Origin of the sequence: Actinomadura rifamycini DSM 43936 (assembly GCF_000425065.1) — a bacterium.
Lineage (GTDB): Bacteria > Actinomycetota > Actinomycetes > Streptosporangiales > Streptosporangiaceae > Spirillospora > Spirillospora rifamycini.
On sequence record NZ_AULB01000019.1, the window covers coordinates 123990 to 145687 of the forward strand.

23 protein-coding genes are annotated in these 21698 nt (G+C 71.9%); 22 read left to right on the forward strand and 1 reads right to left on the reverse strand.

Going from position 1 to position 21698, the window contains the following annotated elements:
• The first annotated feature begins 281 nt into the window (after positions 1–281).
• The 7 genes from H505_RS0119375 (at position 282) to H505_RS0119405 (ending at position 6525) form a co-directional block, all read left to right on the forward strand.
• Complete coding sequence (locus tag H505_RS0119375; RefSeq protein ID WP_034518663.1) at positions 282–920, forward strand: histidine phosphatase family protein; 639 nt, start codon at positions 282–284, stop codon at positions 918–920.
• Between the two features lie 49 nt (positions 921–969).
• Positions 970–1554 carry a TlpA family protein disulfide reductase gene (locus H505_RS0119380; RefSeq protein WP_026403300.1) on the forward strand — a complete coding sequence of 195 codons (585 nt, stop codon included), beginning with the start codon at positions 970–972 and terminating at the stop codon, positions 1552–1554.
• Between the two features lie 14 nt (positions 1555–1568).
• Positions 1569–2303, forward strand: coding sequence for a cytochrome c biogenesis CcdA family protein (locus H505_RS0119385; RefSeq protein ID WP_034518779.1), 735 nt, complete (start codon positions 1569–1571; stop codon positions 2301–2303).
• A 1-nt stretch (position 2304) separates the two neighbouring features.
• Positions 2305–4002 carry a cytochrome c biogenesis protein ResB gene (gene resB / locus H505_RS43020; protein ID WP_064743671.1) on the forward strand — a complete coding sequence of 566 codons (1698 nt, stop codon included), beginning with the start codon at positions 2305–2307 and terminating at the stop codon, positions 4000–4002.
• 5 nt (positions 4003–4007) lie between these two features.
• Positions 4008–4985 (forward strand): c-type cytochrome biogenesis protein CcsB, encoded by a 978-nt coding sequence (gene ccsB, locus H505_RS0119395; RefSeq protein ID WP_026403302.1) that lies wholly within the window; start codon positions 4008–4010, stop codon positions 4983–4985.
• A 166-nt stretch (positions 4986–5151) separates the two neighbouring features.
• Complete coding sequence (locus tag H505_RS0119400; RefSeq protein WP_026403303.1) at positions 5152–6198, forward strand: hypothetical protein; 1047 nt, start codon at positions 5152–5154, stop codon at positions 6196–6198.
• Positions 6199–6258: 60 nt separating this feature from the next.
• Positions 6259–6525 (forward strand): hypothetical protein, encoded by a 267-nt coding sequence (locus H505_RS0119405; RefSeq protein WP_026403304.1) that lies wholly within the window; start codon positions 6259–6261, stop codon positions 6523–6525.
• Between the two features lie 183 nt (positions 6526–6708).
• On the opposite strand, the gene H505_RS0119410 is transcribed toward H505_RS0119405, so the two are convergent.
• Positions 6709–6912 carry a BldC family transcriptional regulator gene (locus H505_RS0119410; protein WP_026403305.1) on the reverse strand — a complete coding sequence of 68 codons (204 nt, stop codon included), beginning with the start codon at positions 6910–6912 and terminating at the stop codon, positions 6709–6711.
• Positions 6913–7149: 237 nt separating this feature from the next.
• Here H505_RS0119410 and H505_RS0119415 point away from each other — a divergent pair, with 237 nt between their 5' ends.
• The 15 genes from H505_RS0119415 to nuoK all read left to right on the forward strand — a co-directional run bounded on the left by H505_RS0119415 (position 7150) and on the right by nuoK (position 21697).
• Positions 7150–8115 (forward strand): threonine ammonia-lyase, encoded by a 966-nt coding sequence (locus H505_RS0119415; protein WP_026403306.1) that lies wholly within the window; start codon positions 7150–7152, stop codon positions 8113–8115.
• Between the two features lie 99 nt (positions 8116–8214).
• Complete coding sequence (locus tag H505_RS43025) at positions 8215–8442, forward strand: DUF4229 domain-containing protein (RefSeq protein ID WP_034518670.1); 228 nt, start codon at positions 8215–8217, stop codon at positions 8440–8442.
• Positions 8443–8521: 79 nt separating this feature from the next.
• Positions 8522–9223 (forward strand): demethylmenaquinone methyltransferase, encoded by a 702-nt coding sequence (locus tag H505_RS0119425; RefSeq protein WP_026403307.1) that lies wholly within the window; start codon positions 8522–8524, stop codon positions 9221–9223.
• Positions 9224–9363: 140 nt separating this feature from the next.
• Positions 9364–10620, forward strand: a complete 1257-nt coding sequence (locus H505_RS0119430; RefSeq protein ID WP_026403308.1) for a geranylgeranyl reductase family protein — start codon at positions 9364–9366, stop codon at positions 10618–10620.
• A 199-nt stretch (positions 10621–10819) separates the two neighbouring features.
• Positions 10820–11179, forward strand: coding sequence for an NADH-quinone oxidoreductase subunit A (locus tag H505_RS0119435; RefSeq protein WP_026403309.1), 360 nt, complete (start codon positions 10820–10822; stop codon positions 11177–11179).
• 1 nt (position 11180) lies between these two features.
• Entirely contained in the window at positions 11181–11726 is a 546-nt protein-coding gene (locus tag H505_RS0119440; RefSeq protein ID WP_026403310.1) for a NuoB/complex I 20 kDa subunit family protein, read from the forward strand.
• Positions 11727–11824: 98 nt separating this feature from the next.
• Positions 11825–12571 carry an NADH-quinone oxidoreductase subunit C gene (locus H505_RS0119445; RefSeq protein WP_026403311.1) on the forward strand — a complete coding sequence of 249 codons (747 nt, stop codon included), beginning with the start codon at positions 11825–11827 and terminating at the stop codon, positions 12569–12571.
• A 68-nt stretch (positions 12572–12639) separates the two neighbouring features.
• Positions 12640–13914, forward strand: coding sequence for an NADH-quinone oxidoreductase subunit D (locus tag H505_RS0119450; protein WP_199747766.1), 1275 nt, complete (start codon positions 12640–12642; stop codon positions 13912–13914).
• A complete protein-coding gene (gene nuoE / locus H505_RS43030; RefSeq protein ID WP_051300893.1) occupies positions 13911–14693 on the forward strand; it encodes an NADH-quinone oxidoreductase subunit NuoE in 783 nt (260 codons plus the stop codon). The genes H505_RS0119450 and nuoE overlap by 4 nt, the downstream gene beginning before the upstream one ends.
• Complete coding sequence (gene nuoF, locus H505_RS0119460; protein ID WP_026403313.1) at positions 14690–16000, forward strand: NADH-quinone oxidoreductase subunit NuoF; 1311 nt, start codon at positions 14690–14692, stop codon at positions 15998–16000. The genes nuoE and nuoF overlap by 4 nt, the downstream gene beginning before the upstream one ends.
• Positions 16000–18453 carry an NADH-quinone oxidoreductase subunit G gene (locus H505_RS0119465; RefSeq protein ID WP_026403314.1) on the forward strand — a complete coding sequence of 818 codons (2454 nt, stop codon included), beginning with the start codon at positions 16000–16002 and terminating at the stop codon, positions 18451–18453. Before nuoF ends, H505_RS0119465 begins: the two co-directional genes overlap by 1 nt.
• Positions 18450–19850 carry an NADH-quinone oxidoreductase subunit NuoH gene (gene nuoH / locus H505_RS0119470; protein ID WP_026403315.1) on the forward strand — a complete coding sequence of 467 codons (1401 nt, stop codon included), beginning with the start codon at positions 18450–18452 and terminating at the stop codon, positions 19848–19850. Before H505_RS0119465 ends, nuoH begins: the two co-directional genes overlap by 4 nt.
• A complete protein-coding gene (gene nuoI, locus H505_RS0119475; RefSeq protein ID WP_026403316.1) occupies positions 19837–20463 on the forward strand; it encodes an NADH-quinone oxidoreductase subunit NuoI in 627 nt (208 codons plus the stop codon). The genes nuoH and nuoI overlap by 14 nt, the downstream gene beginning before the upstream one ends.
• Positions 20460–21401 carry an NADH-quinone oxidoreductase subunit J gene (locus H505_RS0119480; RefSeq protein ID WP_026403317.1) on the forward strand — a complete coding sequence of 314 codons (942 nt, stop codon included), beginning with the start codon at positions 20460–20462 and terminating at the stop codon, positions 21399–21401. Before nuoI ends, H505_RS0119480 begins: the two co-directional genes overlap by 4 nt.
• Positions 21398–21697, forward strand: coding sequence for an NADH-quinone oxidoreductase subunit NuoK (gene nuoK, locus H505_RS0119485; RefSeq protein ID WP_026403318.1), 300 nt, complete (start codon positions 21398–21400; stop codon positions 21695–21697). Before H505_RS0119480 ends, nuoK begins: the two co-directional genes overlap by 4 nt.
• The last annotated feature ends 1 nt before the right edge of the window (position 21698 follow it).

Below are 21698 nucleotides of genomic sequence, written 5' to 3' on the forward strand. Positions count from 1 at the left end.
CACCCCGTCCCCCGGCTCCCTGGCCAGTGCGGAGCCCCCACCCAGCCCGATCTCCAGACTCTCGAGCATGTCCCCGGCCACAGGTTCCCTGGCCAGAGCGGACGGGAACCACTGCGATTGCGAGCGAAGCCAAGTTCGAGCTCGCGAGAACTCGATCGCGCAGCGAGCCCCCTGGGGCGAGTCGGAGCGATGCAGCAATCGCACGCAAGGCCCGTTGAAGGAAGGCCGCCTCGCGGCCTGACGCCAAGGGCATTGCAATAAATAGGTACCCTGGCGACGCCATGACTGAGAAGACGATCGTTCACCTGCTGCGGCACGGTGAGGTGCACAATCCGGGCGGAATCCTCTACGGGCGGCTGCCCGGCTACCGGCTGAGCGAGGACGGTCTCCTCATGGCCAAGGCGGCCGCGAAGTGGTTCTCCGATCGGGACGTCACCGCGTTGTTCTCGTCGCCGATGCAGCGGGCGCTCGAGACGGCGGCGCCGCTGGCGGACGCGTTCGATCTGCCGGTGACGGTGGACGACCGGCTGACGGAGGCCGACAACCACTTCGAGGGGTTGACGTTCGGGGTGGGGGCGGGGTCGCTGCGGCGGCCGGAGCACTGGCGGTACCTGCTGAACCCGTTCAAGCCGTCGTGGGGCGAGCCGTACCGGGAGCTGGCGGCGCGGATGCGGGCGGCGGTGATCCGGGCGCGGGATTCGGCGCGCGGGCATGAGGCGGTGTGCGTGAGCCATCAGCTTCCGGTGTGGGTGCTGCGGCTGCACGCGGAGCGGCGCCGGCTGTGGCATCACCCGGTGAAGCGGGAGTGCGGGCTGGCGAGCGTGACGAGCCTGACGTTCGAGGGGAACCGGCTCGTCGAGGTGTCGTACTGCGAGCCCGCCGGCGGGCTGGGCGGGGAGCCCGGTGTCGCGGGCGCCTGAGAGCGCCGGTAGATTGTTGTACTACGACCTGTAGTAGTAGGAGGGGCCGTTGAACCCCCGTGTCTTCCGTGTGCGCGCCGTGGCGGCCGCCGTCGCCCTGTGCGGGCTGCTCGCGGGCTGTGCCGGGACGGACGCGTCGCAGGACGGGGCGGGCGAGAACCGGTTCGTGTCCGGCGACGGGAACGTGACGGAGTACGCGCCGGGCGACCGCAAGGCGGTCGGGACGGTCGCGGGGGAGATGCTGGACGGGAAGGCGTTCCGGCTGGCGGACTACCGGGGCAAGGTCGTCGTGGTGAACTTCTGGGCGTCGTGGTGCGCGCCGTGCCGCGGTGAGGCGCCGTCGCTGGAGCAGGTGCACAAGGAGAACGAGGCGAAGGGCGCGGCGTTCGTCGGCGTCAACTTCAAGGACTCGAAGCCGAACGCGCAGGCGTTCGAGCGGAACTTCAAGGTGTCGTATCCGAGCGTGTTCGACGCGGACGGGCGGGTGACGCTCGCGTTCCGCGAGGTGCCGCCGAACGCGATCCCGAGCACGCTCGTCCTGGACCGGCAGGGCCGGGTCGCCGCCCGGATCATCGGCGCGACGACGTACAGCAAGCTGAATCCGCTGGTCGCCGACGTGCTCGCCGAAAAGTGATCGCGGCGGCCGGGGTGGACCAGACGGTCGTCAGCGGGTCGCTGGTGGCCGCGGCGCCGCTGGCGGCGCTGGCCGGTCTGGTCTCGTTCGTCTCGCCGTGCGTGCTGCCGCTGGTGCCGGGCTACCTGTCGTACGTGACGGGCATGTCGGGCGCGGACCTGGCGGACGAGCGCAAGGGCCGGCTGCTCGCGGGCGTGGTGCTGTTCGTCGCGGGGTTCTCGGCGGTGTTCGTCAGCTACGGCGTGGTGTTCGGGGGCCTGGGCCGGTGGCTGCTGGAGTACCAGGAGACGATCACGCGGGTGCTCGGCGTCGTGACGATCGTGTTCGGGCTGGCGTTCATGGGGCTGATCCCGGGGCTCCAGCGGACGGTGAAGTCGGGACGGCTCCCTGCGGCGGGGCTCGCGGGGGCGCCGGTGCTGGGGGTGCTGTTCGGGCTGGGCTGGACGCCGTGCATCGGGCCGACGCTGGGCGCGGTGCAGAGCCTCGCGGTCACGGAGGCGAGCGCGGGGCGCGGCGCACTGCTGTCGCTCGCGTACTGTCTGGGGCTCGGACTGCCGTTCGTGGCGGCGGCGCTGGCGTACCGGCGGGCGCTGGGGGCGTTCGGCGCGGTGAAGCGGCACTACCCGCTGGTGATGCGGGTCGGCGGCGGCATGCTGGTGCTGCTCGGGGTGCTGCTGGTGAGCGGCCTGTGGGGGGACATGACCATCGAGCTGAGGTCGTGGATCAGCGGCTTCGAACCGGTTATCTGACATGAGCGACACTGAGACCGAGAGCGGGACGCGCCCGCCGGCGGCCCGGCAGGCGGCGCAGGACGCGCCGAAGCCGAAGGGGATCGGCCCGCTGGGCTGGCTGCGCTGGGCGTGGCGGCAGCTCACGACGATGCGGACGGCGCTGATCCTGCTGTTCCTGGTGGCGCTGGGCTCCGTGCCGGGGTCGGTGTTCCCGCAGCGGGGGCAGGCGCCGGAGGACGTCGCGGCGTACCTGAAGGAGCACAAGACGCTCGGGCCGTGGCTCGACAAGTTCTCGATGTTCGACGTGTTCGCGGCGCCGTGGTTCGCCGCGATCTACATCCTGCTGTTCGTGTCGCTGGCGGGGTGCGTGATCCCGCGCGCCGCGAAGCACTACCGGTCGATGCGGGCGCGGCCGCCGGCGGCGCCGCGCAACCTGAAGCGGCTGCCGCAGTCGGCGTCGTTCGAGACGGACGCCGCGGCGGAGGACGTCCTGGAGGACGCGCGCAGGGCGCTGCGCCGCAAGCGGTTCCGGGTGGACGCCGGCGGCGGCGCGGTGGCGGCGGAGAAGGGCTACCTGGGGGAGACCGGCAACCTGGTCTTCCACCTGGCGCTGCTGGCGCTGCTGTTCGCGCTCGGCCTCGGGAACCTGTTCGGCTACCGGGGCAACATCCTGCTGACCGAGGACGACACGTTCGCGAACTCGCTCAGCCTCTACGACCAGTTCGAGCCCGGACGGGTGTTCGACTCGGACGACCTTCCGCCGTTCACCGTCCGGCTGGAGGACTTCCAGGCCGAGTACGAGAAGGACGGGAAGAGCCGGGGGCAGGCGACCGACTTCACCGCGAAGGTCCACTACCGGGACGACCCGCAGGGCGCGGAGAAGGCGTACGACCTGAAGGTCAACCACCCGCTGATGGTGGGCGGCGCGAAGGTCTACCTGCTGAACCACGGGTACTCGCCGGTGTTCACGGTCAAGGACGCGGACGGGAACGTGGCGTTCCAGGACGCGGTGCCGTTCCTGCCGATGGAGACGCGGAACTACACGTCCGAGGGCGTCATCAAGGCGCCGGACGCGCAGCCGGAGCAGCTCGCGTTCTACGCGATCCTGTGGCCGACGGCGGTCACGACGGAGGACGGTGAGCAGATCGTGTCGGCGTTCCCGGCACCGCTGCGGCCGGTCGTGACGATCAGCTCGTTCAAGGGCGACATCGGCCTGGACGACGGCACGCCGCAGTCGGTGTACAAGCTGGAGGGGATCGGCGAGACCCTCCAGCCGATCAAGGACGGGCAGAAGCTGCTGGAGCCCGGCGACACGTTCGAGCTGCCGAACGGGGCCGGCTCGATCAAGTTCGAGGGCGTCCGGGAGTGGGCGAGCCTGTCGGTGAACCGCGACCCGGGGCGGATCCCCGCGCTGGTCGCGTCGATCCTCGCGGTCGCGGGCGTGGTGGCGTCCTTCATGGTGCGGCGGCGCAGGGTGTGGGTCCGTGCGGCCGGCGGGAAGGGCGGGCGTACGGTGGTCGAGGTCGGCGGCCTGACGCTGGGCGCCGCGACCTCGGAGTTCGATGACATCGTGGCCGCGCTGCGCGGCCCCGAGCGGGACGGGCCCGGTGCGGGCCCGGACGAGGGCGGACCCGACGCGGAGTCCGCCGACGACGGGCAGGGCGCCGAGCCCGGCGCCGGCCGGGAGACCGGTCCGGCGGACGAAGCGAAGGAGTGACGAGGGTGGGCGACGCCGACCTCGCGAATCTGAGCGACAAGCTCATGCTGACCACGGTGGTGCTGTACATCATCGCGATGGTCGCGTACGCGGCCGATCTCGGCTTCGGGCGCCGCCGGGCGAAGCTCGCCGCGGACGCCGAGGTCGAGGCGAAGGTGCTGGTCGGCGCGGCCGGGGCCGAGTCCGTGGACGCCGGGACGGCCGAGGCGTCCGGGGACGGCGCGGAGCCGGAGCGCACGCAGATCGAGCCGGCGAAGCTGGCGATCCTGCTGAACGTCCTCGGCTGGGGCGCGCACCTAGGCGTGCTGGTGTCGCGGGGGCTGGCCGCGAACCGCTGGCCGTGGGCGAACATGTACGAGTTCCTCACCGCGATCTCGTTCGCCGCCGTCACCGCGTTCCTCGTCGTGATGCTGCGGTACCGGGCCCGCTACCTGGGCGCGTTCGTGATGGTCGCCGCGGTCGTCGCGCTGGGCGTCGCGAACATCTGGCTGTACGACGAGGTCGGCCCGGTCAGCCCCGCGCTCAACTCGTACTGGATCGCGATCCACGTCAGCGCGGCGATCGTCGCGACGGGCGCGTTCACGGTGGCGGGCGCCGCCACGATCCTGTACCTGGTCAAGTCCCGCGCCGAGGGGCGGGGGACGCTGCGCGAGCACGGCATCCTGGCCCGGATGCCGTCGTCGGACGGCCTGGACCGGCTCGCGAACGGCGTCACGATGTTCGCGTTCCCGATCTGGACGGCCGCGATCATCATGGGCGCGATCTGGGCGGACCAGGCGTGGGGCCGCTACTGGGGCTGGGACCCCAAGGAGATCTGGTCGTTCATCACCTGGGTCATCTACGCCGCGTACCTGCACGCGCGCGCCACGGCCGGGTGGAAGGGCCGCAAGGCGGCGGTCCTGGCGCTCATTGCGTTCGCCGCGCTGATGTTCAACTTCTTCGGCGTGAACTACATGTTCTCTGGCCTGCACTCTTACGCATGATGGCCAGGACGCCCGGTTTCGCCGGTAGTTAGTCACCTGCGCCCACGTCATCCCTGAAAGTTTCCGTGACCGCCGGGGATGACGGGGTGTCGGGTTCCGGCTTACGCTTCCTCGGGGACCCCCGCCCGCCCCAGGTATCCGCGGGTCCCGTCGACAGAGGAGCCCGATGCGCTTCAAAGGCGTCCACCGCAAACCCCGGGAGTTCAGGGGGTTCTCCCGCGGCGGGCCGTTCCGCCCCGCCGACCGGGCCGCCGACCGCCCCGCCGACCGGGCCGCCGACCCGGGGTACGCGCCGTCGCCGCCCGACACGGGGCGGCCGCCCCGCGACCAGCCCCGCGACCGGTTCGGCCGGTTCCGCAAGTCCGGACGCGACGACGCCTTCACGCGGACGCCCGGCGGCGCGGCCCCCGTCGAGACCGGCGCGGGCCTCGACGCGGGCTCCGGCGCGGGCCTCGACGCGGGCCCGGACCGGACGGCCGAGGGGTTCGGCGGCCGGTACGCGCGGCGGCGGCCGGGGGCCGGGCGCCGCGGCACCGGGGACCTGTCGTGGCGGGACTTCGAGCTCGACGACGCGCCGCCGCGGGTGGAGCCGCACCCGCCGGGCACGCCGCACGAGGCCGACGGGCGCAGGCACTGCGGCGTCCTGGAGCGGATCCTGCACCGGCAGTGGGAAGTCCGGGACGGGCCGCCCACGCCCGAGGTGGTCCGCGCGGTCGAGAGCCTCGCCGGGCTGCCGGACGCGCTGAAGGAGCGGCTCGCGGCCGGGCTGGACGGCGTGTACGTGGGGCCGGGCGGCGTGCCGCAGCTCGACGACATGGGTCACCTGCGGGACCGTCCGCTGCCGTCGGGGCGGGCGACGTGGGACGTGTGCGCGGGGGCCTACGGCGACCGCAAGATCGTCGTGGGGGACCGGCCGTCCCCGACCCCCGACGTGATGCTGCACGAGGTGGGGCACGCCCTCGACGACATCGAGGGCGGCGCGGGCTGGACGTCCGACTCGGCGGCGTTCCGCGCGCTGTACGCGCAGTGCCGCCCGCACCTGGCGAGCGACTTCCACCGGCAGCCGGACGCGCTGGGCCGCCGCGAGTTCTTCGCGGACGCCTTCGCGGCCATCTCCTCGCGGCAGCGGCCGGCGCTCGTCGACATGCTCGGCGGCGACATCCGCACCGCGCTGGAGGTCATGCTCTTCTTCAACCGCACCTTCGGGATCTAGGGTGTGTGTTCCGCGGCACACACCAGAGGATCCCGTGATGGCAGGCGATGGTGATCGACGATGTACGTGATCCGGCTCCCCGACGGCACGCTCCGGGTCCCGCACAGCGTGCTCGCCGAACCCGGTGAGGACGGGGCGGGCGAGGGGCGCGTCATCGCCGACGCCTACGTGGAGGTCGGCCCGGACGACCCCGACTACGACCGGCTGCGGGCGCAGTCGCTGACCGAGGAGGAGCTGGCGGAGCGGCGGCGCGGCTGGCGGGAGGGCGACGCGGAGCTGCTGCGCAGGTTCGAGCAGTGGAAGGCGGGCGAGGCGGAGGAGGAGTAGGCCGCCCGCTCTGCCGGCCGGGGCCGTGTGGAGCGTGCCGGGCGTGCGCGGGCGCCGGGCCGGCTCCGGAACCGGTTCCCCCGAGAACCGGTGTCGCGTGCCGGGCGGCGGGAGGGGCGACGGGCGCGGACCGCCGTCCCCCGCGCGGACTTCCCGGTCGAACGGACCTGGCCGGAGGCCGGGTCAGTGCGCGGAGTGGCTCCCCACCGGCTCTTCGCCCCGCAGCAGCGCGTGGACCTCGGACTCCCGGAAGCGGCGGTGCCCTCCGGGGGTCCGGATGCTGCTGATCCGGCCCGCCGCGGCCCAGCGGGTGACCGTTTTCGGATCGACCCGGAAGAGGGCGGCGACCTCTCCTGGGGTCAGCAGGCGCTCGCTCGTGCTCTCCACGTTTTCTCTCCCCCTTTGTCCCGCTCTCGGCGCGGGTGGACTGTTTACAGTGTGGCGGGTCAAGACCGATTTCTCCCTTGTTTTCGCAAAACATGACAGGCTGTAGTTCTGCGAGCTGGAGCGATGACGCCCGGTGACCACGTCATGGGTCACAGCCGCCACCCCGACCCCGGCTGACCTGCCGTGTCACGGCCGTGACGGCCGCGCGGACGGCGGCGACGCAATAGTCTCCGGAGCATGTCCGATCTTGTGACCTTGGCGGAGATCGAGCGGGCCGCCGAACGGCTCGCGGGCGTCGCCGTCCGTACCCCGCTCGTCCCGTTCCCGGGCGACCCCGGCGGCCCGGCTCTGCTGGTGAAGGCCGAGTCGCTGCAGCCGATCGGCGCGTTCAAGCTCCGCGGCGCCCACACCGCCATCGCACAGCTCCCCGAGGCCGAACGCGCGCGCGGGGTGGTGACGCACTCTAGTGGCAACCACGCCCAGGCCGTGGCGTTCTCGGCGCGCGCGCTCGGAATCCGGGCCGTCCTGGTCATGCCGCACACCACTCCGGCCGTGAAGGTGGACGCGTGCGTCGCGCTCGGCGCCGAGATCGTGTACGTCGAGCCCAACTCGGCGGCGCGCGAGGAGACCGCCGCCCAGCTCGCCGCCGCGCACGGCTTCTCGCTCATCCCGCCCTACGACGACCCCCGGGTGATCGCGGGCCAGGGCACCTGCGGGCTCGAGATCGTCCGGGACCGCCCGGACGTCGACGTCGTGCTCGTCCCGGTGAGCGGCGGGGGCCTGCTCGCGGGCGTCGCGGCGGCGGTGAAGGCGGTGCGCCCGGAGGCGAAGGTGTTCGGCGTCGAGCCCGAGCTGGCGGCGGACGCGCGCGACTCGTTCCACGCGGGGCACCCCGTCGGCTGGGACGCCGAGGAGACCGGACGGACGATCGCCGACGCGCTGCGCGTCCAGCGGATCGGCGAGCTGCCGTTCGCGCACCTGCGCGAGCACGTGGACGGCGTCCTCACCGTCACCGAGGACGAGATCCGGCACGCGATGCGGCGGCTCGCCCGCGAGGCGCGGCTGATCGCCGAACCGGGCGGCGCGGTCGCGACCGCCGCGTACCTGTTCCACCGCGACGAGCTGCCCGGCGCGCGCACGTACGTCTCGATCCTGTCCGGCGGCAACGTCGACCCGGCGCTGTTCCGGGACATCTACGGCTGAGGCCCCGCCGCCCGTCCCGCCGCCCGTCCCGCAGCCCGCCGCCCGTCCCGCCCCACCTGCTGCGGGGCCACGGAAAGGGGCGGGTAGAGTCGAGGGGCCATGCGTTCCGTAATCCTCTACACCATCGCGCGGTTCGCGATCTTCGCGGCGACCGCCGGGGTGCTCGCGCTGTTCGGCGCCCGCGGTTTCCTGCTCCTGATGCTCGCGCTGCTGATCAGCGGGGTCATCAGCTACGTGCTGCTGTCCGCGCAGCGCGACCGGCTCTCGGCCGCGGTCGACGGCCGGTGGCGGAGGTTCCAGGCGAGCCGCACGAAGGAAGACGCGTAGCGGCCCCCCGCGGGGCCGCCTGAGCCCCTGGCGCCGAGGCGCCGCACGCCCTTCGGCCCCCGCCTCTTAGGCTGGGGCCATGACCCGCGCCTCACTGGATAAGAAGCCCGCCGACGTCGCGGCGATGTTCGACGGCACCGCCGAGCGGTACGACCTGCTCAACACGCTGATGACCGGCGGCCGGGACCGGCGGTGGCGGCGGGAGGCCGTCCGGGCGCTGGACGCGCGGCCGGGCGAGCGGGTCCTCGACCTCGCGGCCGGGACCGGGACGTCCTCGGTGCCGTTCGCCGACGCGGGCGCCTCCACCGTGGCCTGCGACTTCTCCCTCGGCATGCTGCGCGTCGGCGTGCGGCGGCAGGCGGGGACGGCGCGGCTGAGCTTCGTCGCCGGGGACGCGCTGCGCCTCCCTTTCGCGGACGGCGCGTTCGACGCCGTCACGATCTCGTTCGGCCTCCGCAACGTCGCCGACACCGTCCGCGCGCTGCGCGAGCTGCGCCGGGTGACGCGCCCCGGCGGGCGCCTCCTGGTGTGCGAGGTCAGCCACCCCCCGAACCCGCTGCTCGCGTTCGGGCACCGCGCCCACCTGAAGTTCGGGCTGCCGCTGCTCGCGCGGGTCAGCTCCAACCCCGACTCCTACCGGTACCTGGCCGAGTCGACGCTCGCCTGGCCGGACCAGGCGGCGCTGGCGCGGCTGCTCCAGGAGGCCGGCTGGGACGGGGTGCGCTGGCGGAACCTCACGTTCGGGGTGGCCGCGATGCACCACGCCACGAACCCGGGCTGACCGCCCCCGCGGCCCGGCGGTCCTGGGACCGGTCCAAAACGGGAACGGCCCAGAGGTACCCACTGACCGTGATAAAGGAATAGACTCCCCACCGGAACCTTGTGAAGTACTTCACAAGCGAACGAACGAAGAGGACCATCGTGACCGACTCCACCCGACACGCCGATGTCATCGTCGTCGGGGCGGGCCCCGCCGGATCGTCCACCGCGTACTGGCTCGCCCAAGCCGGCCTCGACGTGCTGCTGCTGGAGAAGGCCACGTTCCCCCGCGACAAGATCTGCGGCGACGGGCTCACGCCGCGGGCCGTCCGCGCCCTGATCGGCATGGGCGTCGACATCAACGACCCCGGCTGGGGGCGCAACAAGGGGCTGCGGATCTACGGCGGCGGCGTGAAGGTGGAGCTGCCGTGGCCGGAGCTCGCGAGCTTCCCCGACTACGGGCTCGTCCGGAAGCGCACCGACCTCGACCAGCTCCTCGCCGAGCACGCCGCGAAGGCCGGTGCCAAGCTGCTGACCGGCTGCAACGTCACCGGCCCGATCCTGGACGAGCGCACCGACCGGATCGCCGGCGTCACCGCGAAGTACGAGGGCGAGGAGACCGAGTTCCGCGCCCCGCTCGTCGTCGCCGCCGACGGCAACTCGACCCGGCTGTCGCTCGCGATGGGGCTGCGCCGCCGCGAGGACCGGCCGATGGGCGTCGCCGTCCGCCGCTACTTCGAGACCCCGCGCCACGACGACGAGTACATGGAGGCGTGGCTCGAACTGTGGGACGGCGAGCGCCTCCTGCCCGGCTACGGCTGGGTGTTCGGCGTGGGAGACGGGACGTCCAACGTCGGACTCGGCCTCCTCAACACGAGCAAGGCGTTCCAGAACGTCGACTACCGCGGCATGATGAAGCGCTGGTGCGCGCAGATGCCGGAGGAGTGGCGGTTCTCCGAGGAGCACGCCACCGGCCCGATCCGCGGCGCCGCGCTCCCGATGGGCTTCAACCGGCAGCCGCACTACACCCGCGGGATGCTGCTCGTCGGCGACGCCGGCGGCATGATCAACCCGTTCAACGGCGAGGGCATCGACTACGCGCTCGAGTCCGGGCGGCTGGCCGCCGACATCATGGTGCAGGCGCTGGCGCGCCGCACCCCCGCGCAGCGCGAGCGGACGCTGCACGAGTACCCGCGCATCCTGAAGGACGAGCACGGCGGGTACTTCACGCTGGCCCGCGTGTTCGTCCAGGCCATCGGGGACCCGCGCGTGATGAAGTTCCTCACCGCGCACGGCCTGCCCCACCCCACCCTGATGCGGTTCACCCTGAAGCTCCTCGCGAACCTCACCGACCCCAAGGGCGGCGACGCGATGGACCGGGTCATCAATGCGATGCAGAAGGTGGCGCCGGCGGCTTGAGGTATCCGAGGAGCGCTCCATGAGCGCAAAGTTTCGGCAGGTGAGCGGGTTGATTCGACGTACCCGACCCCCTGAGGGGAGTGCTATTGGTCACCTTGGCTAGGGTGGCGGACCGTGCTCGTGACAGATGTCACGAGCGTGTAAAGGGTCACGTCGCCCCGTACAGCGTCGTACGTTCCGAGGAGAGGCAGTAGAGACCATGGATCTCTATGTACCGATCATTGTGCTGGGGGTGCTCGCCGCCCTCTTCGCGGTCGGCTCAGTGGCGATGGCCTCGCTCACCGGCCCGAAGCGCTGGAACCGCGCCCGGCTGGACGCCTACGAGTGCGGCATCGAGCCGACCCCGCAGCCGGTGGGCGGGGGACGTTTCCCGATCAAGTACTACCTGACGGCAATGCTGTTCATCATCTTCGACATCGAGATCGTCTTCCTCTACCCCTGGGCCGTCGCTTTCGACCAGATGGGGATCTTCGCTCTCATCGAGATGGTGCTTTTCATCGTCACCTTGCTTGTGGCGTACGCCTACGTGTGGCGGCGCGGCGGTCTGGAGTGGGACTGACATGGGTCTTGAAGAGAAACTGCCCAGCGGGTTCCTGCTGACCACGGTCGAGCAGGTCGCGGGATGGGCACGGGCCAGTTCGATGTGGCCGGCGACGTTCGGCCTGGCGTGCTGCGCGATCGAGATGATGGCGGCCGGCGACCCCAAGCACGACTTCTCCCGCTGGGGCATGGAGCGCGCGTCGGCGACGCCGCGGCAGGCCGACCTGATGATCGTCGCGGGCCGGGTGAGCCAGAAGATGGCGCCGGTGCTGCGGCAGATCTACGACCAGATGACCGAGCCCAAGTGGGTCATCGCGATGGGCGTCTGCGCCTCGTCCGGCGGCATGTTCAACAACTACGCGATCGTGCAGGGCGTCGACCACATCGTCCCCGTGGACATCTACCTCCCCGGCTGCCCGCCGCGTCCGGAGATGCTCATCGACGCGATCCTCAAGCTGCACGACCAGGTGAACAACACCAAGCTGGGCCCGCAGCGCGCGAAGCAGATCGAGGAGCTGGAAGAGGCCAAGCGGCGACGGCTTCCGCTTTTGGGACAGGGGGCCTGAGCGATGACCGGAACGGAGCGCAGCGGAGTGCAGGTCAGCGCTCAGGCCGGCTTTTGCCGGGGGGTCTGGGGGGTCGTCCCCCCAGAATGGAGGCAGCGATGAGTTCGCAGAATCCCGAGCAGCAGGCCGAGCAGGCGGCGGACCGGCTGCCCGCGCAGGCCGAGGACGAGCGCCGCGAGCAGCCGGTCGTCCGGAAGGGGATGTTCGGCGCGAACACCACCGGCGACACCTCCGGGTACGGCGGCCTGGTCGTCCGGCAGTCGCCGAAGGTGTCGGCGCCGCGCCCGTACGGCGGGCCGGGCGGCACCGCCGAGGCCGGTGAGTTCGACGACGTCGCGGACGCTCTGGAACGCGCCTACCCGCGGTTCGGCGACGCGGTCGAGCGCGTCGTCGTCGACCGCGGCGAGCTGACGTTCCACGTGCGGCGCGACCACCTCCTGGAGCTCGCGCGGACGATGCGGGACGACCCCGCGCTCCGGTTCGAGCTCTGCTCGAGCGTCTCGGGCGTGCACTACCCCGACGACACGGGCGCCGAGCTGCACTCGGTCGTCCACCTGCTGTCGATCACGCACAACCGGCGCGTCCGGCTGGAGACGACCTGCCCCGACGCGGACCCGCACCTGCCGTCGCTCGTGCCGGTCTACCCGACGGCCGACTGGCACGAGCGGGAGACGTACGACTTCTTCGGCATCGTCTACGACGGGCATCCGGCGCTCACCCGCATCGAGATGCCCGACGACTGGGTCGGCCACCCGCAGCGCAAGGACTACCCCCTCGGCGGCATCCCCGTCGAGTACCGCGGAGCGGAGATCCCGCCTCCGGACGAGCGGAGGTCGTACACGTGAGCAGCACGAAGTACACCGAATACGACGCCTACGCCGCCGAGGAGGCGGCCGAGGGCCGCGTCTTCGACGTGGGCGGGCAGGACTGGGACAAGGTCGTGTCCGGTGCCGAGGACGGCGGGGACGAGCGCCTCGTCGTCAACATGGGGCCGCAGCACCCGTCCACGCACGGGGTGCTCCGGCTGATCCTGACCCTCGACGGTGAGACGGTCACCGAGTGCCGGGTGGGCATCGGGTACCTGCACACCGGCATCGAGAAGAACATGGAGTACCGCACCTGGACGCAGGGCACGACGTTCTGCACGCGCATGGACTACCTCGCGCCGATCTTCAACGAGACGGCGTACTGCATGAGCGTGGAGAAGCTGCTCGGCGTCACCGACCGGGTGCCGGAGCGGGCGCAGATCATCCGCGTGATGATGATGGAGCTCAACCGCATCTCCTCGCATCTCGTGGCGATCGCCACGTTCGGCCTGGAGCTGGGCGCGACGACGGTCATGCTCAACGGCTTCCTGGAGCGCGAGTACACCCTCGATCTCTTCGAGGAGATCACGGGCCTGCGCATGAACATGGCGTACGTCCGTCCGGGCGGCGTCGCCCAGGACCTTCCCAGCGGTGCGCTCAGCAAGATCCGCGACTATCTGGACCGGATGCCGAAGCGGATCCAGGCGCTGCGGAAGCTGATGGACGCCAACCCCGTCTACCTGGCGCGCACGAAGGACGTCGCGTACCTGGACCTTACCGGCTGCATGGCGCTCGGCATCACCGGGCCCGTGCTCCGCGCGACCGGCCTCCCGTGGGATCTTCGCAAGTCGCAGCCCTACTGCGGCTACGAGACGTACGACTTCGAGGTCGCCACGCAGGAGAGCGCGGACGTCTACGGGCGCTACCTCGTGCGCATGCAGGAGATGGAGGAGTCCCTCAAGATCGTCGAGCAGTGCTACGAGCGGCTGCAGTCGGTCAAGGGGCCCGTGATGATCGAGGACAAGAAGATCGGCTGGCCCGCGCAGCTGGCGATCGGCGCGGACGGCATGGGCAACTCGCCCCGCCACATCGCGCACATCATGGGCACCTCGATGGAGGCGCTGATCCACCACTTCAAGCTGGTGACGGAGGGCTTCCGGGTCCCGGCCGGGCAGGCGTACGCGCCGATCGAGTCGCCGCGCGGCGAGCTCGGGGCGCACGTGGTCAGCGACGGCGGCACCCGCCCGTACCGGGTGCACTTCCGCGAGCCGTCCTTCGTCAACCTGCAGGCGACGCCCGCGATGGCGGAGGGCGGCATGATCGCGGACGTCATCGCGGCCGTGGCGAGCATCGACCCGGTCATGGGGGGAGTGGACCGATGACGTACGAAACGGACGTGCGCGTCCGGCTCGAACGGGACGCCAAAGAGATCATCGCGCGGTACCCGAAGCCGCGGTCGGCGCTGCTGCCGCTGCTGCACCTGGTGCAGTCGGTGGACGGGCACGTCACGCAGGACGGCATCGAGTTCTGCGCCGAGCAGCTCGGGATCACGGCCGCGCAGGTGACCGGCGTCGCGACGTTCTACACGCAGTACAAGCACGCGCCGGTCGGCGAGTACCACGTCGGCGTGTGCATCAACACGCTGTGCGCGGTGATGGGCGGCGACCAGATCTGGGACGAGCTGTCCGAGCACGTCGGGGTGGGCCACGACGAGGCCACCCCGGACGGCAAGGTCAGCCTGGAGCGGATCGAGTGCAACGCGGCCTGCGACTTCGCGCCCGTGATGATGGTCAACTGGGAGTTCTTCGACAACATGACTCCCGCGAAGGCCAAGGAGCTGGTCGACGACCTGCGCTCCGGTAAGGAAGTCCTTCCTTCGCGCGGGCCGGGCAAGCTGTGCGGCTGGAAGGACGCGTCGCGCGTCCTCGCCGGGTTCCCCGACGGCCGCGCGGGCGAGGGCGTCCAGGCCGGGCCGGAGTCGCTGCGCGGGCTGGAGCTGGCGAAGCGGCGCGGCTGGGCGGCCCCGCCGGCGGACGTCGACGCGGCGCGGCCGGACGAGCCGGTGCGGCCGTCCGAGGTCACCGACCCGCCGCCGAACGAGCCCGGCAAGCCCATCGGCGGCGACGTGAAGCCGGGAACGCAGGAGGGGCGCAACAAGTGACCGCGCGACCAGGAACGACGCTCACCCCGATCCTCACGAAGAACTGGGATCAGGCCGACTCCTTCACCCGCGCCGGCTACGAGCGCGAGGGCGGCTACACGGCGCTGCGCAAGGCGCTGGGGATGGCCCCGGACGACATCGTCCAGCAGGTGAAGGACTCCGGCCTGCGCGGCCGCGGCGGCGCCGGATTCCCCACCGGCATGAAGTGGGGCTTCCTGCCGCCGAGCAGCCCGAACCCGCGCTACCTGGTGGTGAACGCGGACGAGTCCGAGCCGGGCACGTGCAAGGACATCCCGCTCATGATGGCCAACCCGCACGTCCTCGTCGAGGGCGTCATCATCAGCTCGTACGCGATCAGGTCGAACCAGGCGTTCATCTACGTCCGCGGCGAGGTGCTGCACGTCATCCGGCGGCTGCACCAGGCCGTCGCGGAGGCGTACGAGGCGGGATACCTCGGCAAGGACATCCTCGGCTCCGGCTTCGATCTGGACGTCGTCGTCCACAGCGGCGCCGGCGCCTACATCTGCGGCGAGGAGACGGCGCTGCTGGACTCGCTGGAGGGGTTCCGCGGCCAGCCCAGGCTGAAGCCTCCCTTCCCGGCCGTGGCGGGCCTGTACGGCGGGCCCACCGTCATCAACAACGTCGAGTCGATCGCGTCGGTTCCCTCGATCGTCGGGAACGGGCCGGAATGGTTCGCCTCGATGGGCACCGAGAAGTCCCAGGGCTTCGGGATCTTCTCGCTGTCGGGGCACGTCACCCGGCCCGGCCAGTACGAGGCGCCGCTCGGCATCACGCTGCGCGAGCTCCTCGACATGGCGGGCGGGATCCGCGAGGGCCACCGGCTCAAGTTCTGGACGCCCGGCGGTTCGTCCACGCCGATCTTCACCGACGAGCACCTGGACGTCCCGCTGGACTTCGAGTCCGTCGGGGCCGCGGGGTCGATGCTCGGCACCCGCGCCCTGCAGATCTTCGACGAGACGACCTGCGTCGTCCGGGCCGTGCTGCGCTGGTCGGAGTTCTACGCGCACGAGTCGTGCGGCAAGTGCACGCCGTGCCGCGAGGGCACGTACTGGTACAAGCAGATGCTCAAGCGGCTGGAGGCCGGCAAGGGCGAGGAGGAGGACCTCGAGACCCTCCTCGACCTGTCCGACAACATCCTCGGCCGCTCGTTCTGCGCGCTCGGCGACGGCGCGACGAGCCCGGTCGTCTCGTCCATCAAGCTGTTCCGGGACGAGTACCTGCAGCACTTCGAGCAGGGCGGCTGCCCCTTCGACCCGGCCAAGTCCACCGTTTGGGCAGGTGCCTGATGACTGTTACCTCCGGCGACAAGCAGAACGTCGCCCCCGCCGAAGAGATGGTGCAGGTCACCATCGACGGCTTCGAGATCGAGGTGCCGAAGGGCACGCTCGTCATCCGGGCCGCCGAACTGCTCGGCATCCAGATCCCGCGGTTCTGCGACCACCCGCTGCTCGACCCGGTCGGCGCCTGCCGCCAGTGCCTGGTCGAGGTGCCGGACATGGGCAACGGGCGCGGCATGCCGAAGCCCGCGGCGTCCTGCACGACCACGGTCATGCCCGGCATGGTCGTCAAGACGCAGCTCACCTCGAAGGTCGCCGACAAGGCGCAGCACGGGGTCATGGAGCTGCTGCTGATCAACCACCCGCTGGACTGCCCGATCTGCGACAAGGGCGGCGAGTGCCCCCTGCAGAACCAGGCGATGTCCAACGGGCGCGGCGAGTCCCGGTTCACCGAGACCAAGCGGACGTTCCCCAAGCCGATCCCGCTGTCCAGCCAGGTGCTGCTCGACCGGGAGCGCTGCATCCAGTGCGCCCGCTGCACCCGGTTCTCCGACCAGATCGCCGGGGACGCGTTCATCGACCTGTTCGAGCGCGGCGCCAAGGAGCAGGTCGGCGCCGCGGACGGCAAGCCGTTCCAGTCGTACTTCTCCGGCAACACCGTGCAGATCTGCCCGGTCGGGGCGCTGACCGGCGCCGCCTACCGGTTCCGGTCGCGGCCGTTCGACCTCGTCTCGCAGCCGAGCACCTGCGAGCACTGCGCGTCCGGCTGCGCGCTGCGCACCGACCACCGGCGCGGGAAGATCACCCGCCGGCTGGCCGGGGACGACCCGCAGGTCAACGAGGAGTGGAACTGCGACAAGGGCCGCTGGGCGTTCACCTACGGCACCCAGCCGGACCGGCTCACGCACCCGCTCGTCCGGAACGAGGACGGGGAGCTGGAGGCCGCGTCCTGGCCGGAGGCGCTGACGATCGCGGCGCGCGGCCTCGCGGCGGCGCGCGGCTCGGCCGGGGTCCTGCCCGGCGGGCGCGGCACCCTTGAGGACGCCTACGCCTACGCCAAGTTCGCGCGGATCGCGCTCGGCACGAACGACGTCGACTTCCGGGCGCGCCCGATGTCGGCGGAAGAGGCCGACTTCCTCGCCTCGTCCGTCGCGGGCCGCTCGATCGAGGTCTCCTACGCCGACCTGGAGAAGGCGCCGGTCGTCCTGCTCGCCGGGTTCGAGCCCGAGGAGGAGTCGCCGATCGTCTTCCTGCGGCTCCGCAAGGCGTTCCGCAAGAAGAACCTGAAGGTGTACGCGGCGGCGCCGTTCGCGACCCGCGGCCTGGAGAAGGTCGGCGGGACGCTGCTGCCGACCCGCCCCGGGGCCGAGGCCGAGACGATCGGCGCGCTCATCTCCGACGACGCGTTCGCGGACGTCCGGGGGCTGCTGGAGACGCCCGGCGCGGTCGTCCTCGCCGGCGAGCGGCTCGCGGGCAGCCCCGGCGCCCTGTCGGCGGCGGTCCGGCTGGCCAAGGCCACCGGCGCCCGGCTCGCCTGGGTGCCGCGCCGGGCCGGGGAGCGCGGCGCGGTGGAGGCCGGGGCGCTGCCCGGGCTGCTGCCGATCGGCCGCCCGGTCGCCGACGGCGCCGCCCGCGCGGAGGTCGCGCGGGCGTGGGGCGTCGCCGAGCTGCCCGCGGCCCCGGGCCTGGACGCCGAGGCCGTCCTCGCGGCGGCGGCGCGCGGCGAGCGCCGCGCGCTGCTGGTCGGCGGCGTCGACCCCGGCGACCTCGCGGACCCGGAGGCCGCGCTCCGCGCGATCGAGGCCGTCCCGTTCGTGGTGAGCCTGGAGCAGCGGCCGAGCGCCGTCACCGACCGCGCCGACGTGGTGCTGCCCGTCGCGACCGTCGCGGAGAAGTCCGGGACGTTCGTCGACTGGGAGGGCCGCGGCCGCCCGTTCGACGTCGTGCTGAAGTCGGCGGGGACGCTGTCGGACCTGCGGGTGCTGAACGCGCTCGCCGACGAGATGGACGTCCACCTCGGGCTGCCCGGCCCGGAGGCGGCCCGCCGCGAGCTGACCGACCTCGGCGCGCACCGCGGCGAGCGGCCCGACGCCCCGAACGTCCCGCAGGCGGTCCCGGCCGAGCCGGGCCGCGGCGAGGCGGTCGTGGCGACGTGGCGGCTGCTGCTCGACCGGGGCCGGCTGCAGGACGGCGAGCCGTTCCTCGCCGGCACCGCGAAGGGCGCGGTGGCGCGGCTGTCGCCCGCGACGGCCGAGGAGATCGGCGCCCGTCCGGTCGACGGCGTCGGCTCCGTGACGGTCTCGACCGGCCGCGGGTCGGTCACGCTCCCGCTGGAGATCACCGCCGACCTGCCCGACCGGGTGGTGTGGCTGCCGACGAACTCGGCCGGCTGCGCCCTCCACCGGGACCTCGGCGCGGTCGCGGGGAGCGTCGTGCAGATCAACGCTGGAGGCACCGAATGAGCCCGCTCGCGGCCGCGCCGCTCGCCGCGCCGGCCGATCCCACGCTCGCCGACTTCGGCAAGGACCCGTGGTGGCTGATCGGCGGCAAGGTCCTGGTCATCTTCGTCTTCCTGGTGCTGACCGTCCTGCTGTCGATGTGGGTCGAGCGGCGCGTCATCGGCCGGATGCAGCTGCGCGTCGGCCCGAACCGCGCCGGGCCCCAGGGCCTGCTGCAGGGCCTCGCCGACGGCATCAAGCTGGCGCTGAAGGAGGACATCGTCCCGCGCCAGGTCGACAAGGTCGTGTTCGTCCTGGCGCCGATCATGGCGGCGGTCCCGGCCTTCATCTCCTTCGCCATCATCCCGTTCGGGCCGACGGTGTCGGTGTTCGGCCACCAGACGCCGCTGCAGGGCACCGACCTCCCGGTCGCGGTCCTGCTGGTGCTGGCGATGGCGTCCATGGGCGTCTACGGCATCGTGCTGGCGGGCTGGTCGTCGATGTCGCCGTACTCGCTGCTCGGCGGGCTCCGCTCGTCCGCGCAGGTGATCTCCTACGAGATCGCGATGGCGCTGTCGTTCGTGGCCGTGTTCCTGTTCGCCGGGTCGATGTCCACGTCGGAGATCGTCGCGGCGCAGCACGACAAGTGGTTCGCGGTGCTGCTGCTGCCGTCGTTCATCGTCTACGTCATCACGATGATGGGCGAGTCGAACCGCATCCCGTTCGACCTCCCCGAGGGCGAGGGCGAGCTGGTCGGCGGCTTCCACACCGAGTACTCGTCGCTGAAGTTCGCGATGTTCTTCCTCGCCGAGTACATCAACCTCGCGACGCTGTCGGCGCTCGCCACCACGCTGTTCCTCGGCGGCTGGCGGGCCCCGGCGCCGATCTCCACGTTCTGGGCGGGCGCCAACTCCGGCTGGTGGCCGGTGCTGTGGTTCCTGGTCAAGGTCTGGCTGTTCATCTGGTTCTTCGTGTGGCTGCGGGCCTCGCTCCCGCGCGTCCGCTACGACCAGCTGATGAAGCTCGGGTGGAAGGTGCTGATGCCCTTCTCCATCGCCTGGATCGTGCTGGTCGCCACCATCCGCGGGCTCCGCAACGAGGGCTACGACATGCGGCAGATCGTGATCGCCGCCGCGGTGGCCGCCGCGATCGTCCTCGTCCTCACCGTGCTGTGGGAGATGATCCGCGGCGGTGACGACGACAAGGAGGCCGCGAAGCGCGGCGCCGGCGGCGCGGGCGGTCCCGCGGCGGGCGGCGCCTCCGCCGCGGGCGCGGGCGGCGCGGCGGAGGGCGGGTTCCCGGTGCCTCCGATGGACGCGCCGCACTACCACGGCCGGGGCGCCGCCGCGCGAGTCCAGACGCCGCCCGGGCCGTCCACGATCGACACCCCTCCTGAGGAGGTCACCAGTGGGACTCACTGATTTCCTGAATCCGGTCAAGGGGTTCGGGGTCTCGTTCCACCAGATGTTCAGCAAGAGCGAGACCGTTCAGTACCCCGAGGTGAAGCGGCCCACCGCGCCGCGCTTCCACGGCCGCCACCAGCTCAACCGGTGGCCGGACGGCCTGGAGAAGTGCGTCGGCTGCGAGCTGTGCGCCTGGGCGTGCCCGGCCGACGCGATCTTCGTGGAGGGGGCCGACAACACCGCCGACGAGCGCTACTCGCCCGGCGAGCGGTACGGCCGCGTCTACCAGATCAACTACCTGCGCTGCATCCTGTGCGGGCTCTGCATCGAGGCGTGCCCCACCCGGGCGCTGACGATGACGAACGAGTACGAGCTCGCCGACGACAGCCGCGAGAGCCTCATCTACACCAAGGACATGCTGCTGGCGCCGCTGCGCGAGGGCATGGAGCCGCCGCCGCACGAGATGCGGCTCGGCGACACCGAGGAGGACTACTACCGGCTCGGCCTGGAGGACTCCGAGGCCGCGTCCGCACCGACCGTCCCGTCCGAGGGGGGCGGACGGGCGAGCGCCGACCAGGCCGCGGCCGCCGAGAAGGGCAAGAAGGCGCGCAAGGGCGGTGACCGGAAGTGAACGGGCACGTCCTCGCGGCCGAGGCGCTCGCGGCGGAGGTCGCCGACAAGCAGGCGGGGGAGCCGTTCTTCTTCTGGCTCCTCGCCATCGTGTCGGTCGGCGCCGCACTCGGCATGATCTTCATGCGGCGGGCGGTGCACTCGGCGCTGCTGCTGGCGACCGTGATGCTCTCGCTCGCCGCGATCTACGCGCTGCAGCACGCGCCGTTCCTGGCGTTCGTCCAGGTGATCGTCTACACCGGCGCCGTGCTGATGCTGTTCCTGTTCGTGATGATGGTCGTCGGCGTCAGCTCGACCGACTCGCTCGTCGAGACGATCCGGGGGCAGCGCTTCTGGGCGGTGGTCGCCGCGCTCGGCTTCATCGGCCTGGTCGGCGCCGGGATCGGCAACGCCGCGCTGGGCGACTCCGCGGGGCTCGCCGCCGCGAACGCCGAGGGCAACATCGTCGGGCTGGCCCGGCTGCTGTTCTCCAAGTACGTGTTCGCGTTCGAGGCGACCAGCGCCCTGCTGATCACGGCGGCGCTCGGCGCGATGGTGCTGGCGCACCGCGAGCGCACCGAGCCGAAGCCGACGCAGCGGGACCTGTCCGAGCGCCGGTTCCGGACGGGCGAGCACCCGGGCCCGCTGCCCGGTCCGGGCACCTACGCCCGGCACAACGCCGTCGACATGCCGGCGCTGCTGCCCGACGGGACCCCGTCGGAACTGTCGGTCAACCCGGTCATCGCCGCCCGCACCGACACGGCGCAGCGGCACGCCGACCTGCACGGCGGGACCGAGACCGAGGCGGCCGAGGCGGACGTCGCCGCCGTGCGGGCCGCCACCCACGAGGCGGAGGACGCCGACGCCGAGTCGCGCGTCGTCAAGACGGGCTCCCCGGCCGCGGGCGGTCCCGCGGCCGGCGGGTCCGCGCAGGGCAACGAAGGCGAGGCCGGTAAATGAGCCCGGAGCACTACCTGGCGCTCTCGGCGGCCCTGTTCACCATCGGAGCGGTCGGCGTCCTCGTGCGGCGCAACGCGATCGTGGTGTTCATGTGCGTCGAGCTCATGCTGAACGCGACGAACCTCGCGTTCGTGTCGTTCTCCCGCATGCACGGCAACCTGGACGGCCAGATCATCGCCTTCTTCGTGATGGTGGTGGCCGCCGCGGAGGTCGTGGTGGGTCTGGCGATCATCATGACCATCTTCCGGACCCGCAGGTCCTCGTCGGTCGACGACGTGAACCTGCTGAAGTACTGAG

Excerpts from the sequence above, each read along its gene's own strand:
- H505_RS0119375 (WP_034518663.1), top strand. The coding sequence starts at position 282 with ATGACTGAGAAGACGATCGTTCACCTGCTGCGGCACGGTGAGGTGCAC.
- resB (WP_064743671.1), top strand. The coding sequence starts at position 2,305 with ATGAGCGACACTGAGACCGAGAGCGGGACGCGCCCGCCGGCGGCCCGG.
- H505_RS0119400 (WP_026403303.1), top strand. The coding sequence starts at position 5,152 with ATGCGCTTCAAAGGCGTCCACCGCAAACCCCGGGAGTTCAGGGGGTTC.
- H505_RS0119405 (WP_026403304.1), top strand. The coding sequence starts at position 6,259 with ATGTACGTGATCCGGCTCCCCGACGGCACGCTCCGGGTCCCGCACAGC.
- H505_RS0119415 (WP_026403306.1), top strand. The coding sequence starts at position 7,150 with ATGTCCGATCTTGTGACCTTGGCGGAGATCGAGCGGGCCGCCGAACGG.
- H505_RS43025 (WP_034518670.1), top strand. The coding sequence starts at position 8,215 with ATGCGTTCCGTAATCCTCTACACCATCGCGCGGTTCGCGATCTTCGCG.
- H505_RS0119425 (WP_026403307.1), top strand. The coding sequence starts at position 8,522 with ATGACCCGCGCCTCACTGGATAAGAAGCCCGCCGACGTCGCGGCGATG.
- H505_RS0119435 (WP_026403309.1), top strand. The coding sequence starts at position 10,820 with ATGGATCTCTATGTACCGATCATTGTGCTGGGGGTGCTCGCCGCCCTC.
- H505_RS0119440 (WP_026403310.1), top strand. The coding sequence starts at position 11,181 with ATGGGTCTTGAAGAGAAACTGCCCAGCGGGTTCCTGCTGACCACGGTC.
- H505_RS0119445 (WP_026403311.1), top strand. The coding sequence starts at position 11,825 with ATGAGTTCGCAGAATCCCGAGCAGCAGGCCGAGCAGGCGGCGGACCGG.
- nuoE (WP_051300893.1), top strand. The coding sequence starts at position 13,911 with ATGACGTACGAAACGGACGTGCGCGTCCGGCTCGAACGGGACGCCAAA.
- H505_RS0119465 (WP_026403314.1), top strand. The coding sequence starts at position 16,000 with ATGACTGTTACCTCCGGCGACAAGCAGAACGTCGCCCCCGCCGAAGAG.
- nuoH (WP_026403315.1), top strand. The coding sequence starts at position 18,450 with ATGAGCCCGCTCGCGGCCGCGCCGCTCGCCGCGCCGGCCGATCCCACG.
- nuoK (WP_026403318.1), top strand. The coding sequence starts at position 21,398 with ATGAGCCCGGAGCACTACCTGGCGCTCTCGGCGGCCCTGTTCACCATC.